Raw genomic sequence first — 15,908 nt, 5'->3', positions numbered from 1 at the left:
GGTGAACCTGTCCGCGGTGCAGTTTCGTCATCCCGATTTGCCCGAGCTGGTCACACGCATACTCGATGAAGAAGGTTTGCCTCCGGAATATCTGGAACTGGAGTTGACCGAAGGCGTAGCGATGCACAACCCTGAGGGCGCCATCGCGGTAATGAACAATCTATACGAGCGCGGTATCCGTATGTCGATTGACGATTTCGGCACCGGCTATTCATCCCTAAACTATCTGAAGAAATTCAAGGTATACAAACTCAAGATCGATCAGTCCTTTGTATACGACATCAGTACCGATCCGGAAGACAAGGCCATCGTCAGCGCCATTATCAACATGGCAAAGAGCCTTGGCCTGCAAACCATTGCCGAAGGTGTGGAAACAAAAGGACAGCAAGCATTCCTGCGCGAACAGAGGTGTGACGAGATGCAGGGTTATCTATTCAGCAAGCCGGTATCGACTATGCAGTTTGAAGCATTACTGAAGCGAAGCTTTACTGTTTGATGATTTGGCAATTTCGAATTATAAAATCCCGATCAATCAATCCCAATTTAAAATAAAATTGTCTAAAAAAGGCTCTTTTCAGCTGGCTCAAAATCTATGACAAGTGCAGGTTCAACAATATAATCAGAGCGTTCCCAGGCACTTAGCCGCCGTTTATACCTGTAATATGCTCGATCCGCTAATTCATGCAGTTTAACCGCACGTTTCATTGAAAAGCCGGATAAATTAATAACATTTGATATTTTTAGATAAAGCTCAAAAGCGTCATATGTTGATTTTTTTAACTTCATTCTATTCACCAATCTAAGTTGCATAAAGGTAATCATTTAATTTGTTAGCTTAGGTTATTCATGTTGCGATTTCATTACAATATGGATTTGACTGTAATTATTACAGAGTATAGTCATACCAAGCCAAAGCGACCTGAAAAATTTAATAAAACTGATCTTACTAAAGGCAGTGAGGGGGCTAAGGCACGCGAAATATCCTCTGCTTATACAGAATAATCATTTAAGCTACGGCAAGTTGGTAATAGAGCTCGGCATTATCGGTTAATTTAGCGACCACTTCCGCATCGAGATGGCCGGTAGCAACGCGCATCTGTAAATCGTTGAGAATATATTCAAGACTCATGGAATGGCGATAAGGCCTATGTTGCGCTAATGCCTGGAAAATATCGGCAACGGCAATAATACGGCATTCCAGATCCAGTTCTTTGGTGCCGTTTTTAAAAGGATAGCCATCGCCGAGCAGGGTTTCATGGTGGAACCCGGCCCATTCCGGGATCTTTGAGTCGTCAAATACGCGTTGCAGAATGCGCAAGGTATCGTAGCTATGGCGATGCATAGTCGCTCGTTCTTCAGGCGTAAGGCTGCCCGGCTTGTCAATGATGTCTTCCGATACCCGCAATTTGCCGATGTCGTGCAACAGTCCGGCAATTTCAACTTGCTCCAGTTCGTAACCTCCAATGCCGAAATCGATAGCCAATTGCCGGGCGATATGCGCCACCCGTTGCGAATGCTCATCGGTGTAGGGAGATTTGGCGTCCACCACTCGCGAAAATAGCCGCGCCAGTTCTTTAAGAGCAGGAATATCGAGTAGGGTCGTTGGAATATGGCTGCCGATGCGGCGTAAATCTTCATCCAGGTATTCGGGTTCCATTGCCAGCCAAAAAGCTTCAACATTGGCGACTTCGACAAAGGCATCCACCAGCTCAGGCGCAAACAATATACCGGACAGCGTTTTGATTTGCGCGATAATCGCTGGATACTCGATCAGGATCCGGCCGCTGCTCATGAAAGGCGCTTGCAGCATATCGATGCGATCCGACAGATACAGCAGATTGGCACGCAAGCTAAGTCGACGATCGACAGCCAGCTCCAGCAATTCTTCCCAGCGAGTGTGGTGGTAGCGAATCTCGGCGGACAAATGCGCCAACGGCTGACAGGCCGACAAATAATCGGCGCCACGGATGCAATGATCCTCCGCACCGTCCCATTCCAGCGTTTCTGTGAGCTGGTGGTGTTCATGAATTCTGGAAACGCCGCAATCATGCAACATGCCGGAGTAAAGGATGGATAGGCATTCGGCCTCCGGCCAGTTCAGGTGCTGGGCAATAGTCCTGGCTATGATCGCTACCCGCTTGCCGTGCCTGACTTCGTCAACTCCCACCAAATCGAGCGCGCAACTTAAGGCAGTAATGGCGTTATGTATATCAATATGTTGTAGTTTCATGGCATGTGCACTCCGATACTAAAGAACCGGTTCGATGAAAACATTATCCGCTTTTGACAAGCGAGCCGTTAATTATCATTAAAAGTTGTGGGGTAAAGGAGGGAATTGCTCTTAAAATGCCGGCTGAGGCTCTTTGCCGGCCGGAAGCCTCATGCGATTTAATTTTTGCTTAATCCGATTAACCTAAACAAATCAGTTAGCCACAGATTTACACAGATAAGTGCCGATACTACATTGAGTTATGCAGGAAGTGCGGTTCAGCCGAAGGGTGCCGCAAAGAATTCATGTAACCCATTGTTCGCCCGTGTAAATCCGTGTCCATCCGTGGCTCAACTGCTCTGTTTGCTTACCACTGAGATTCGCCGGTTTCGGGGTCGTACATTTCATGGACAATTTTGCTCCGGTTGGCGATTAACTCGTCAATGCCGGGCGAATTGCTCATAGCGCGGGAAATCGCCAATTTCATCGCTTCATAGTTGGTGCGATACAAATCTTTACGATCCAGATCGGGATTGACCGCGCATTCGGGAGCAATCCACAGCATCGCAATAATGCACAACTCATTGGCTTGATCGGCAGGAATAACACCGTCGATAACGCTGTCCAGAACCGCATCCGCTACCGCCGACTGCACAGGGCCGCCAAACAAATTGACATAATCGGTGGATTTGATTGTGACTTTTGGAACCATAATCGTAGCAGGCTTCACTTGCTGATTGCAGGCTCGAATCGCGAACATCCGGGTATGGCCTGCGGTTTGTCCCATCAGATTGGCAAAAGCGTTGCCGGCAGGCCCCCTTACACTGCCTATCAATATTTCTGGCATGGCGTCTGTGCCTTGGCCGTCGCTGGAAAATACCGTTGCTTCGCCGGTTCTGAACCAAATTGTGTCTGACATTATGTAATCTCAAAAAGTAAGAAAGACCGCATTCTATGCCGGATGAAGCGGGAGGTGCAAGGCTAAGTTTAGCCTTGCACTGCTGTGCAGCGGGAGCGGATAAATTCTATGATAAAATAAATTTTACTAATCCAAACATATCCACGTCCGCTGATTTAATGCTATTAAAGTTATTGCCGCTGTTTTCCACAACGCTGCTCTATGTGTTGTATTACCTGATCAGCACCTTTAAATTCGATGTTCAAATACTGACTGCATCGGTGCCTTACGATTATTTGCTACAGTTGTTTGTCGCTTATGTGATTTATGCTTTATCGAAGCGGGTATGGGTTTTCCTGGTGATCCATGCCTTGCTGATGGGGCTGTTGTATATCGGTAATGCGGTAAAAATATCATTTTTTGGCGGGCCGATCATGCCGGATGATGTTTTTGCGTTGCAATCGCTGTTGCTAATACTGGATGGCTGGCGGTTTTTTCTTGCCGCAATACCGCTGGCTGCCATTGCAAGTTTAATATTGTTCAATTTTACCATGCGCCATTGGAGCGCTTATCTGGCTAGCCTAGTTATCATTTTGCTCGGCATCACCGTGGTTTATAAACCCGCTACGATACTGGATCCTTTGGACGGTTATTTTGGCAATTCGGTATGGGATCAGCGTTCCAATTATATATGGCGCGGCGCAACGCTTTACACGCTATTGGAAAGCGCGCGTTATTTTGCGGCAGCCGAGGTGATTCCCGATGCCGATATGGCCGAGGAAGCCGCAGAAAAACTGCTGGTTGGGGTACTTCCGCCATCCCAGCCAGTGGTCCTGAAAAAAGAACCCGTCGCCAAAACGTTTACGCCGCGCAATGTCCATATCGTATTGCTGGAGTCTTTTTGGGATCCCAGTATGCTAAAGAAAGCAAAATATAAACAAAATCCCCTTTCGCCGGAGTTCCGCGAGCTTTGGAAGAGTGCGGAATACTCGCATGCGCTATCTCCGGTGTTTGGCGGTTTTACCGCAAATGCCGAGTTTGAGGTATTGTGCGGGTTTCCGGTGGTGAAGAATTCGGTCAAATTTGAACGCCAGTTGCTTAATGACGTGCCTTGTTTGCCGCACGTTCTTGCCGACAAAGGCTATCGTACCATCGCCTCTCATCCGAATGTGCCGGTATTCTGGAACCGTGTTAATGCTTATAAGCGCACGGGCTTTCAAACCTACTGGTCGTTGCAGGATTTTGTTCAGGATGACATGAATAGGGAATTTATGTCCGACAGCACTTTATACCGCCAAGTGCTGGAGAAAATATCAGGCTCGATAGATGCCAAGCAACCGGTTCTGGACTATATCGTGACCTATTTTGGACACTGGAATTATCCGTTAAGCGACAGTCGTCCCAATAAAATCAGTTCACCTTCCCCAGTCGAAGAGGTAACAGCCTACGCTAATACAGTTTATTATAAGTCGCGGGAGCTGATGGTATTTATCAACGAAATGCGCAAACGGGACCCGGAAGGCATTATTGTCGTTTTCGGAGATCATCTGCCTTTTTTGGGCGAGAACTTTGCAGGCTATGTCGAATCAAATTTTCTGGCGGCTAATCGTAGCGACTTTACGCCGACCATGTTCAAAGCCTATGTGAGTACGCCGATGCTTATTATCGATGGTAAACGCGGCCCGGTTAAGATCGGTAGCCTGCCGCTTTATCAAGTGCCCAAGCTTGTGCTCGATCTGCTTAATTTCGACGAGCCGACCATAATGGATTATGCCGCTCCTTTGCCGAACATGCGTGTACGGGCATTGCCGGGGCTGCATTTTAATATACTGGCTGGAGGGGCTGTGGATATGTGTAAAGAGCCGCCATATTCGGAAACGTGCCAGTTATCATCCCGCTGGCTGGAGAATATATCGATCGTCAGTAACGATTTATTTATGGGACGACAGTTTACCCGCCCCAAATATGTGCCCGAGAAGCAGCCGAAGCCTGTATTATCGGCAGAGGTTGTTATTCCACCCGCAATTGCTGAGGCGAAATAGATTCAGATTAATTATTGGCATAATCTAAACCAACTTATTGGAGAAAATTCATGCATAAAAGTTTCATAGTGACCGTTTTTAGCCTATTTTTGGGGTTTGCCGGAAGCAGCGCAGCCGATCAACTCAGTATTCCGTTGCAAATTGATTACAGTATGATTAAAAAAATACTAGATTCCCAGTTGTATACCGGTAAAGGCAATACCGCCGAGCTATGGAATGACCGCCATGGATGCAGCTATTTAAGGCTTTCCAATCCGGACATTAAAGGCAAAAACGGCCAAATCCAGCTGTTAAATGAAGTTCAGGCAAGATTCGGAACCGGCTTGGGCGGAGAATGCTTAACGGTTCTGGAGTGGGCAGGGATATTGGAAACGTTTCAGCAGCCCACGCTTGATGCGGGGCACTCTGTGCTGAGCTTTCCGGTCACCAGCGCGACCGCCTATGATCATGAAGGTCGCCACCTGACTATCGATAAACTTCAAGATTTGATTAACCGCTTTGCCCAACCAAAACTTGCCGCAGTAAAGATCGATTTAAACGAATCCCGAGGCAACATCGAGGATACGCTGGCGCATTTTTTACCCAAGGATAATGCGGCGGAAGTTAAAGAGATACTCAAGTCGCTCAGATTCAGCAGCATCAATGCCGGAGATAGCGGCATCGGCGTTAAGCTTGACTTTAATGCGCCTGCCAAAAGAACTGTTGCAAAGCAGCCTGCTGCTGCCTTTAGCGAAGCTGAACAAAAACAATGGCAAACCGCGTGGCAGCAATGGGATACGTTTCTGAGTTCAGCCATTGAGCAGGCCGCCAATGATACCAAATCACCCGAACTGCGTGAAACTCTGATGGAAATTCTAATGGATTCCCGCACCGCTTTTCAGGCAGGCTTAAAAGAACATGACGCAGATGGCGCCGATCCGGTACGGGTATTTTTTGCCGATACGTGGGAGCGTCTGGCGCCCGTATTAAAAACCATCGCCACAGAATTGCCCGGCATACAGGGCTTACGCTACATCACTTTTATAGCAGCAACTGACGCGATTTACGAACTTGAACGGTTAGGCGCGCCGTTTGGCCTGGATATTTCGTCCGATGGGCTGCGTAGATTGGCGCGTATTCTGATGGCAGGTCAACAGCAGCACGCAAAAGAGCAGCAATTGCCATAGCGAAAGTTAAATACAGGGAACAGCGCGTGATCTCAACAGCTCTTTATTTTTTAAGTGTCGCCAAAAGCACTTTAGGCAAAAAATATCTTTACTGTGCGTGAAGCGAAAAACCTAACAGTTGGACGATTGGAAGCCCATGCTTCAGCAGGCTAAGCACGGGCTTCCAGTTACCCTAATTTCGTTTGTAGTGTCAATCAAAAATAGCCGCTTCAAGATTTTTGCTTGAAATCAGCCCTTTCAAAAGCGACTTATTCTTTATGCCCCCAAATCGGGTGCCTGACAAATTTGCGCCGGTAAAATCCGCATCCTCCAGTTTGCTTTCGGATAAATCAGCTCCCGACAGATCGGCGTCGGTCAAATCGGCTCCGGAAAGATCGGCGCCGAATAACACTGCATTTTTCAGTACACTTTTGGAAAGATTGGCATGGCGCAGCAACGCACGATTGAGATTGGCATCGGACAAATTGGCGCCCGATAGATCGACATTATTCAAACTGACCCGCATTAAACCCATAGGCTGATTTTTCATATCAACGCCCCAATTGGCATTAGACAGATTGGCATGACTAAGATTAGAGCGATCCAGATTCGCAATGAACCGGCTGCCGGTTAGATTGGCGTTGCTCAAATTAGCGCCGCCCATGTGTACGCCAAAAATGCTGGTATTGGATAGATTAGCACCGGAAAGATTGATTTTGGACATCACCGTTAAATCCAGGTTCAATCCGGATAAATCGCTGTTGCTTAAATTGGCGTTGCGTAAATCCGAACCCCATAGGTCGGCATTCCTAAAGTCCAAGCCGGATAAATCCACGCCTCTAAGATCTTTTCGGCGCAACTGTGCCGGATGGCTTTTATCCGCTTTGGCAAGACGCTGTTGAACTGTCGACCGACTAAGGTCGGCCGCTGATGCCGATAGACAAAACACTGCGGCTAACAAGCCCAGAGCGCAAAAATGGATTTTCATGTGTATACCTCCTGGTGAATACATGGAATCAAATTGTGAAATAGTTAGCAGAACTTTATCGACAGTTCTGAGCTATTGCAACTAGGGAATGGAAATTGTTGGTAGTACAGGGCCATAGATATATAAACCAGTCATGCCGTCATCGTTTTGGTAGGGTTCATCACTCAGGGTTATTCTGCCCAAAGCCTTTCAGGTTAAACCCGTTCCGGACGAATTTATATCGAAATCCGAAAAACGGAGATGTGAAAAAATAAATCAAAAATGATTTTGGAGCTACAGTCGCGGCTTTTCAATAAAATATGTCGAGATTGAAAACCGGTTTTCAAGTTATGTTGTTATATTTGACAATCGCATGGGTAAGCATCGAATAACAGATTTCGATGCATTTGAAATGGACGTTTCTCTGATATAGATGATTAAAGAGGCCCGGGCATACTAAACACGGTCTATTTGCTCAAAAATGACAACAAAAGTATGAGCGAGGATAATATACTCATACACTATGAACACTATTCACAAAATATGACCAAAATAAACTTCACTGCCTGCCCCGAGTGTGATTTATTGCTTAACCCCGCTGAGCCAGTGGTCGGCGATAAGGCGCACTGCCCACGTTGCGGCTACCTGCTGCAACGTCCTCGCAAACAAAGCATCGAGCGCACTTTCGCGCTGTCTATTGCCGGGTTGATTTTAATATTTCCGGCCAACTTGATGCCGTTGGTTGGCATCAAAATGCTGGGTGGTGCCAAAGATGGCACGTTGTGGTCGGGCGTAGTTACCTTATTTGAAGAACACCTATGGGGCGTTGCGGTACTGGTGTTTTTATCTAGTATTTTATTTCCGCTGCTGAATATTATTTTATCCTTGTTGATTAGCGGACATCTTTATTTTAAAAAACCAAACCACTATCTGGCGCACTGGATGCGCTGGTTACAACACATGGATGAATGGGCAATGCTGGAAGTTTATATGCTGGGTATTATTGTCGCTTGCGTTAAACTTTCTTCCACATCTGAACTTAAATTCGGCTTTGGGCTCTACGCGTTCGTTGCTTTGCTGACTGTAGCTGTTATGTTGGCAAGCAGCTTGGATAAGGTTCTGTTTTGGCGACAAATCGGACAATTGAATAAATGAAAGTAGATTAGAGAAAATAGCACTCGCGTGATACGGATAAGCACAAATAAAATATATAAAAAGCTGGTTTTCGACTTCTTAAAAATCCGATTAATCCTATCTAATTCAGTGTCATCCGTGTTAATTATTAAATTGAGTAGTTATAAATGAAACCCAAGAAGTCGGCCCTGAATCAAGGCTTTATTCGTTGTCATGATTGCGGCTGTTTATCGAAACAGACCGACAAAAACAGCCATTGCCGGTTATGCGGCGGTCGGCTGCACCCACGTCTGCCCAATAGTTTTCAACGCACCGCCGCATTATTGTTAAGTGCTTTCTGCTTGTATATCCCTGCCAATATCTTTCCGATTATGACTGTCACGCGTTTGGGTGTCGGCGAGCCACACACTATTGTCGGCGGCATTATTGCGTTAATTCACAGTAACATGATGCCCATAGCCATGCTGGTTCTGGTCGCCAGTATTCTGGTGCCTTTGTTAAAACTGCTGGGGCTCGGTCTATTACTACTTAACGTTCATTATCGTTGGAAAGCCCATGCCAAGAAATGGACTATCATGTACCGCATTATCGCTTTTGTAGGCCGCTGGTCGATGCTGGATATTTTTATGATTTCAATTCTTGTGTCGTTGGTTGACATGGGCGGTGTGGCGCAGGTTATCGCAGGGCCAGCAGCAACGGCATTTGCTGCTGTCGTTGTATTGACCATGCTTGCCGCCAAAAATTTCGATCCACGTTTAGTATGGGATAATCAGTAGTAAAATGAATGATTTTATCGATCCTGATGTGTCAGAAGTGACTATCAATAAAAAAACCGAATTACCGTTAGTATGGTTTTTACCTTTAATCGCTCTGTTGGTCAGCGGCTGGTTAATCGCCAAATCTTATAGTGAAAAAGGTCCTGTTATTACGATCAGCTTCCCTACCGCGGAAGGTCTGGAAGTGGACAAAACCAAGATCAAATACCTGAATGTGGAGATCGGCAAGGTCACCGCCATCTCCATCAGTGACGATTTAAAAACCATCCTGATTACCGCGCAAATGAACAGCTCTGCGGCCGGTTATTTGAACAAAAATACCAGCTTCTGGGTGGTGCGGCCTCAAGTGGGCCTGGGCGGAGTTTCAGGGCTGGGCACACTGCTTTCAGGGCCTTATATAGCCATCAAACCGGGCGATGGTCCCAAAGAACATCATTTTGTCGGACTAACCACTCCGCCTTTGTTAAAGAATGACGTCGAAGGTACGCACTTTATTCTGGAAACTAATAATCTGGGTTCTATGAGGCCGGGTACCCCGATCAATTTTCACGGTATAACCGTAGGTGAAGTTCTCAGCCACAAGTTATCCGATGAAGCCAATGCGATACGCTTGACTGTTTTTATCAACAAACCCTACGACCAATTCATCAGGAAAAATACTCGCTTTTGGATAGACAGCGGCGTCGATCTGTCTGCCGGTGCCGAAGGTTTTAAAGTCAGAACCGGGCCGTTGATTTCCTTGTTAAGCGGCGGCATTGCTTTTCGCGCCTCTGCTGAGGACACGATTGAAAATATCCAGCCTGAAAATACCATTTTTCCGCTTTACGATACCTATGAGCAATCGACCCAGATTGTTTATCAAAACACCTTAAAATACGTCATGTATTTTAACGGCTCGGTGCGTGGGTTGACCGTAGGCGCACCGGTGCAATTACGAGGCATTCCGATCGGCAAAGTCACCGACATCAATCTGGAGCTTGACAAAAAAACCGCTGAAATTCATATTCCGGTAACCGTGGAGCTGGAACCGGACCGCATCAAAGAAATCAATAACGAGAACAATATCAGCGATAAAGATATTATGGCGCAGCTGATTAACAAAGGCCTGCGCGCCCAATTACAGACCGGCAGCCTGTTGACAGGGCAACTGCTGATCGATCTTGATTTTCACCCGAAAAGCAAGATCGTGTTGAGTGACAATAATCAAAGCGTTTATCCTGAGTTCCCAACAACCGCCAGCTCATTGGATCAATTTACCCATTCTGCCCACATCATCATGGATAAAGTCGCCAAGCTGCCGCTGGAGGATTTGACTGCTGAGGCTAATAAAACCCTGCAATCGTTACAAGGTACGTCAAAGGCTGCAAGCGGTATGCTGGTCACCGCTCAAGGAACCCTTGACACGGCTGATAAAACCATGGCTTCGGCACATCAGGTACTAAGTAGTATGGAGCCGGGCTCTACCACTCACTACGAACTGGAGCAATTGCTCCAAGAGCTTACTCAGGCGGCAAGCTCGGTCAAACAGCTGACCGACTATCTGGAGCAAAATCCCACTTCATTAATTCGCGGCAAAAAAGAGCAGTAATTATGGCAAAGCAATTCTCAAAATGGTTAATCGCTGTTTCATTATGCACCCTGCTTTCTGCGTGCATATCGACGCCGCCTACCCAATTTTATGTATTGGAGCCGTCGAGCGAATTACCTTCATTCTCAGCGGCAACAGAAAAAAAACGCCAGATCGGCATAGGCCCCATATCCATACCGGATTTGCTTGAGCGTAAACAAATTGTTACCCGGTTACCGGATAGCAGCGTACAAGTCGCAGAATTTCATCAGTGGGCATCGCCTTTGAAAAATAACGTCGCACAGGTGCTAACCCATAATTTGGCGACGCTTCAAGCAGACGACCTGATTAGGGCCTATCCATGGAGCGCATACGGAGCAGTCGATTATCGCATCATAGTAGACATCATCAGATTCGATACTCGGCCTGAACATAGCGTAAATCTTGAAGCCAACTGGACGATAATGGATGAAAAAGACCATACCGTAGTACGAAACGGTCGAACCAAAATTGAACGTCCGCTAAATGATTCTTCTTATCCGTCTACCGTCAAAGCACTCAGCAACATCCTTGGTGAATTCAGTCAGGAATTATCTGTGGCACTGAGTAAGATAAAGTAAATATTTTACAAAATAAGCTATTGTGAGTAGAGCAAGAGATACTTTACTCTTGGATTTACTTAAGAAATCCTTTAGAATTAATAAATAAACATTGGGATGTTAGCTCAGTTGGTAGAGCAGTGGACTCTTAATCCATGGGTCCAGGGTTCGAGTCCCTGACGTCCCACCAATATATTCAAGGTCTTACAGATTTTAATCGTAAGGCCTTTTTTGTTTTCTTCGAAGTGTATCAGTTTGTAACTGCATTTTTTAAATACTCCAGCCAAGCCGTCAATATTTAGCTGACACAAAACAATCGAAACGCTCACCAGCTTTTCAAGTATAAAAAACCGATAACGATCTTTGCTGAAACAATTCCGATGCCTCAAGCCCATCCTATATATTGCAAAATTGATTCTGTCACAAACTTGAAAGTGTGGTTTTACAGCGCCAGAGAAGGTGATGGCGGCCCTTTCTTTAGCAAAGAATTAGCCGAAAAAGCCCGTCAAGAATACATAGATTACTGCATCAAGAATGCTATTGATGGTGGTCGTAGCTTGAGGGGTTAAAAGCCATAACCTTAAACTTCTGCCACTAGTGATGATGTTCTTCTGCGTTCATCACTTTTTTAACGAACGGATCGTTTTCCATGTCGCCGAAATCGACTGCGTCAATATGCCTGTAATTGGCAATTTCTTCTACATCTGCCGGTTTCTTGCGGGCTGCTGACAACGGAGCGATTTCAACAAGACGAAGCTCCACGCTGCTTGTTTTATCTTTTTTGACGATGCTCGCCGGTAAATTATCAGCAGTCAGCCATAGCACCTCTATGGTCTGGTTGTCTGTTTTTCCCTTGCGCAGCTCCGCACTACGGCCGAATACTTGTGTTTTTTTAACAATATTAAGCGCGTTTAGCTCTTGCTGATTAAGCATGCTGGATAGTTTGATCCAATCAAAACTTATGTTATTGGTCGGCATATCGGCAGGCATGTATTCGACAGCGGTTCTATCGGCATGGTAAAGCTTGCGGTACTGAATGCTACCGTTGCTTGTTCGTTCCCAGATTTCACCATAACGACCGTCTGCATCTTGCGTTTGTATCATGCCGGGTTTTCGCCAAAAGAACCACGCATTGTTTGACGATGCTTTCGATTTAGCATGAGGAATCACTTCTATTTCATAACGGCAGGCGATTTCAGTCCATTGTTGATCGATATTACTTGTGCTATCGGCAAGCCCCGGTATGGAAAAACAGAAAAAGCCAAGACCGAATACGAGTTTTAAGAAACCGGATATTTTCATAAATGCTTCAAATTAAGTAAAGGGATACGGGAGTCCTTCTTCAACGATGAATTGCCCGGTTCGACAAGACGATAACAGTCGGCCTTACTTGTCATTATGCTCAGTTGCCTTCGTGCGCTTCGTCATGCTCTTCTGCATCGTGTTGCTCAGCAAATCCCAGTGCTTCAGCCATCACATGATAAATCACATTTTGCTCCATAACGCCGTGAAACAAATGTGCTTTAGGACCGCGTGCGAAAATAGCGACATCTTCGGCGGCGTGAGTTTCCGCGCCAAGCGGGATAACCACTTCCTGTAGATAATCGGGAGACTGTACCAGAGCATTGTTGAGCAAAGGCCGTCCGACGGCAGACAAAAAAGATGCCGGATTGTGGCCTTCACTACCTGATGTCCATGCACCAGCTGCCGATTTGAATGATTTTGAACCGGCAGGCTGAAGATTTGAGTTGCCGGTGTAACCTGTACCGTTAGCATAGTTCAGCGTGGTATACGGTAAGCCCAGCATATCAAGGTCTGGTTCGGTTGCGCCCACGCCTTGAGTCAAGCCCAGAATAGGATTACCGCGCTGTGGGTAGCCGCCGATGGTAAATACATGGCTATGGTCAGCGGTAACAATAATTAGAGTGTCTTCGGAATTGGTTTTTTCCATAGCGGCCTGTACCGCGGCAGACAATTGCTGGGTATCGGTTAGTGCCCGATAAGCATTTCCCGAATGATGAGCGTGATCGATACGTCCACCTTCAACCATCAGAAAATAGCCGTTCGAATTTTTTTTCAGAATGTCGATGGCTTTGGTCGTCATTTCGGTCAGCGAGGGCTCGCCAGCCTTGTCGTGAGCGACACGGTCAGCCTCATAATGAACATGTGAAGGTTCGAATAAACCCAGTAGATGATCGGTTGTGTTTGGGTCTATCGCATCGAACTGCGCTTTATTCCAGACATACTGAGCATTACTGTGTTTATTTACCCACTCGGCGGTAAGGTCGCGTCCGTCTTTACGTTTGCCGGCCACCCCATATTCAGGATCGGTAGCGGTTTTAGGAATAAAACGCGTCCGTCCGCCACCCAACGCAACATCAATGCCGCCGTTGATATTAAAATCAACCAATTGTGCAGCAATATCGGCAACAGTGGCGCCGGCCGGCAAATCGGAATCGCCTTCCCAGTCGCGATTCGCCGTATGGGCATAAGTCGCGGCGGGTGTCGCATGGGTGATGCGTGCGGTGGAAACGACGCCGACGGATAAGTCGTGTTCCTTGGCCTGTTCCAGAATAGTGGTAAGTTTATTGGCATTAACCAGATTAGCACTTGGCTCGCTATGAACAACGAATTGATTGACGGAAACAGAATCGCCTATGGTTTTAACCCCTGTAACTATAGCCGTCATAGTAGGCGCGGAGTCTGGGGTTTGTTGATCGACGCTGTAAGTTTTGGATAACGCCAGATAAGGCAGTTTTTCAAAGCTCAAAGAATTTTCTTCGCCAAGTCCGCCTTTTTGTTGACCGTCGTAAATCCGTGACGCAGTGATAGTGGAAATACCCATACCGTCGCCGATAAACAGAATCACATTTTTTGCATGTCTTTCGTTCGGATTCAGATGCATGGCATCGATAACGGCCTGATGTCCAGCATTAAACCAATTTTCCGGAGTAGGTTCGGCTGCCTGCACAAAGCAGGCAGCGAGAGTTGAACTTACGGTTATTACGCTGAGTTTTTTTAGGAGTTGCATGATGTGTTTTTCTTTATATGCTTGAGAATCGCTGAAAAAAACGTCTGTTATCGGATTCCGCATCGGTAATGACCAACGATTAGATAGCTTAAATACTGTATTAATATTGTGACAGGATAATGACTGCCTTTACAATGATAGAGCCTTAGAAAACCTGAAGAATGTGGGTGTGAACGAAAAGGTTCGTTTTGGGTTGACGGCCGGTCTAAGGTCATAAAGGGGGTGTGATAACCCAATCAACAAAGCAAATTTTCTACCGATAGAGATAGACCCAATAGCGAATACGCGGGATATTTAGAAATTAAAACCGCAGCCGAAAAAGCGTAAACTATTTCTCAATAACTAATTTCTGCTATATCGGCAAAAAATGCTGGCGAAAAAGAGACTTTATATTGCGTCAGGCCGCCTTTAACAATGCGCACGATTGATTTCATTCTTAGCTGCTTAACCGGCGATAACAAGGTTAAATTAACATAATGTTAGTTTGCCTGGTATTTGATTTTGTTATCGCTGGCTTTGTTAAGCACGGTACCCAAAACATTAATTTCCTTCAGCAGCGATGCCGCATGTTTCAGTTCTTCGGTTTTGGTATGGCCTTCATTAACGACCAGCAGAACACAATCGACATAAGGGGAAAAACCAAGCGTGTCAGCTTGCGATAACAACGGCGGCAAATCAAAAATAATGATTCTTGAGGGATAACGGGTCTTTAGCTCGTTCACCAAACGTATCATCTTGGGCGAACGCAGCATTTCTGTAGAATTGAACATCTCTTTGCCTGCAGGCAAGATCACAAGACGATCCACATCTGGATTAATCAATATCTCATTGAGCGGCGCGTCGTTTAACAAATAGTCACCGAGTCCGGCTTTTGCATTAATGCCAAACAGTTTACAAATACTGGGATTCTGAAAGTTAGCATCAACCAGTAACACGCTACGATTCAATTCCATGGCTATGCTAATGGCAAGATTAGCTGCCGTGAGACTATTGCCTGTACCATTGCCGGGACTAGTGATGGCTAACGTATTCCAATTCATCCCGTCCATTACCTGTAAACAGCGGGTTCGCAGCATTTTGTATGATTCAAGCCATTTACCAGGCTTAAAACCGGTTATGATCCGGTTTTTCTGCAGGTGTTCGCTATGGGTAGTTTGTATGCGAGTCTGCGTATATGAAAACTGCTCGCTATCTGCTGGTAATGTACGATGATTGTTCGTCGGCGGGTTACTTTTTTCCATTGTAGCTTCTTTTGAACTCATAAATTATCGTCTGTTTGTGATTTAGATATTGCTGATAACGCGCAACAGTTTGTACCCAAAAACATCTAGCGGCATCACAATGAAATGGAAGCTTATAACAGCCACTGCAATGGCAATCAAGGTTCCTACAAGCATGATGTGGCGCTGTTTTGTAAATGTTTCACTTTCTTCCTTACTTTCAAGATAAGGAATACTCGATAACGGAGGCACCCCCAAAATAGCCGCAATTGTTTTTTCATTATTGATGGTTGAGCCCAGCATTTCGACGAAGAAAACAC

The 15,908-nt window shown here is 46.0% G+C and carries 14 protein-coding genes, 1 tRNA gene and 1 pseudogene; 8 read left to right on the top strand and 8 right to left on the bottom strand.

Annotated features, from left to right (window positions below):
• Positions 1 to 496, top strand: a 496-nt coding sequence (locus EPO18_RS17185) for an EAL domain-containing protein (RefSeq protein ID WP_292435441.1), incomplete at its 5' end; no start/stop codon positions are given.
• 62 nt (positions 497 to 558) lie between these two features.
• On the opposite strand, the gene EPO18_RS17180 is transcribed toward EPO18_RS17185, so the two are convergent.
• The 3 genes from EPO18_RS17180 to fae all read right to left on the bottom strand — a co-directional run bounded on the left by EPO18_RS17180 (position 559) and on the right by fae (position 3,128).
• A complete protein-coding gene (locus EPO18_RS17180) occupies positions 559 to 786 on the bottom strand; it encodes a hypothetical protein (protein ID WP_292435439.1) in 228 nt (75 codons plus the stop codon).
• Positions 787 to 1,006: 220 nt separating this feature from the next.
• Complete coding sequence (locus tag EPO18_RS17175; protein ID WP_292435437.1) at positions 1,007 to 2,230, bottom strand: HD-GYP domain-containing protein; 1,224 nt, start codon at positions 2,228 to 2,230, stop codon at positions 1,007 to 1,009.
• A 346-nt stretch (positions 2,231 to 2,576) separates the two neighbouring features.
• Positions 2,577 to 3,128: a formaldehyde-activating enzyme gene (fae, locus tag EPO18_RS17170; protein ID WP_292435435.1), complete on the bottom strand. Its 552-nt coding sequence runs from the start codon at positions 3,126 to 3,128 to the stop codon at positions 2,577 to 2,579.
• Between the two features lie 158 nt (positions 3,129 to 3,286).
• On the opposite strand from fae, the gene EPO18_RS17165 reads away from it, so the two are divergent.
• Entirely contained in the window at positions 3,287 to 5,149 is a 1,863-nt protein-coding gene (locus tag EPO18_RS17165; RefSeq protein ID WP_292435433.1) for an LTA synthase family protein, read from the top strand.
• Between the two features lie 50 nt (positions 5,150 to 5,199).
• Positions 5,200 to 6,315, top strand: coding sequence for a hypothetical protein (locus EPO18_RS17160; RefSeq protein ID WP_292435430.1), 1,116 nt, complete (start codon positions 5,200 to 5,202; stop codon positions 6,313 to 6,315).
• Between the two features lie 190 nt (positions 6,316 to 6,505).
• On the opposite strand, the gene EPO18_RS17155 is transcribed toward EPO18_RS17160, so the two are convergent.
• Positions 6,506 to 7,282: a pentapeptide repeat-containing protein gene (locus EPO18_RS17155; RefSeq protein ID WP_292435428.1), complete on the bottom strand. Its 777-nt coding sequence runs from the start codon at positions 7,280 to 7,282 to the stop codon at positions 6,506 to 6,508.
• A gap of 522 nt (positions 7,283 to 7,804) precedes the next feature.
• On the opposite strand from EPO18_RS17155, the gene EPO18_RS17150 reads away from it, so the two are divergent.
• From EPO18_RS17150 to EPO18_RS17130, 5 genes are all read left to right on the top strand, one after another.
• Complete coding sequence (locus tag EPO18_RS17150) at positions 7,805 to 8,416, top strand: paraquat-inducible protein A (protein WP_292435426.1); 612 nt, start codon at positions 7,805 to 7,807, stop codon at positions 8,414 to 8,416.
• Positions 8,417 to 8,562: 146 nt separating this feature from the next.
• Positions 8,563 to 9,171: a paraquat-inducible protein A gene (locus EPO18_RS17145; RefSeq protein ID WP_292435424.1), complete on the top strand. Its 609-nt coding sequence runs from the start codon at positions 8,563 to 8,565 to the stop codon at positions 9,169 to 9,171.
• A 4-nt stretch (positions 9,172 to 9,175) separates the two neighbouring features.
• Positions 9,176 to 10,759, top strand: a complete 1,584-nt coding sequence (locus tag EPO18_RS17140) for a PqiB family protein (RefSeq protein WP_292435421.1) — start codon at positions 9,176 to 9,178, stop codon at positions 10,757 to 10,759.
• A gap of 2 nt (positions 10,760 to 10,761) precedes the next feature.
• The gene (locus EPO18_RS17135; protein WP_292435418.1) at positions 10,762 to 11,358 is read left to right on the top strand and encodes a PqiC family protein; all 597 of its coding nucleotides are present in this window, start codon (positions 10,762 to 10,764) and stop codon (positions 11,356 to 11,358) included.
• 93 nt (positions 11,359 to 11,451) lie between these two features.
• A tRNA-Lys gene (locus tag EPO18_RS17130) sits at positions 11,452 to 11,527 on the top strand.
• A gap of 404 nt (positions 11,528 to 11,931) precedes the next feature.
• Here the strand turns inward: EPO18_RS17130 and EPO18_RS17125 are convergent.
• The 4 genes and pseudogenes from EPO18_RS17125 to EPO18_RS17110 form a co-directional block, all read right to left on the bottom strand.
• Positions 11,932 to 12,639 carry a hypothetical protein gene (locus EPO18_RS17125; protein ID WP_292435416.1) on the bottom strand — a complete coding sequence of 236 codons (708 nt, stop codon included), beginning with the start codon at positions 12,637 to 12,639 and terminating at the stop codon, positions 11,932 to 11,934.
• Positions 12,640 to 12,739: 100 nt separating this feature from the next.
• Entirely contained in the window at positions 12,740 to 14,368 is a 1,629-nt protein-coding gene (locus tag EPO18_RS17120; RefSeq protein ID WP_292435414.1) for an alkaline phosphatase family protein, read from the bottom strand.
• A 479-nt stretch (positions 14,369 to 14,847) separates the two neighbouring features.
• Positions 14,848 to 15,630, bottom strand: coding sequence for a CpsD/CapB family tyrosine-protein kinase (locus tag EPO18_RS17115; protein ID WP_292435412.1), 783 nt, complete (start codon positions 15,628 to 15,630; stop codon positions 14,848 to 14,850).
• Positions 15,631 to 15,651: 21 nt separating this feature from the next.
• Positions 15,652 to 15,908, bottom strand: a pseudogene (locus EPO18_RS17110) (lipopolysaccharide biosynthesis protein); the annotation flags it as partial.

Origin of the sequence: Methylobacter sp. (assembly GCF_004322395.1) — a bacterium.
Taxonomy (GTDB): domain Bacteria; phylum Pseudomonadota; class Gammaproteobacteria; order Methylococcales; family Methylomonadaceae; genus Methylobacter_A.
Note: the sequence above shows the minus strand (reverse complement) of the source record. Positions and strands in the feature narration are given on the sequence as shown.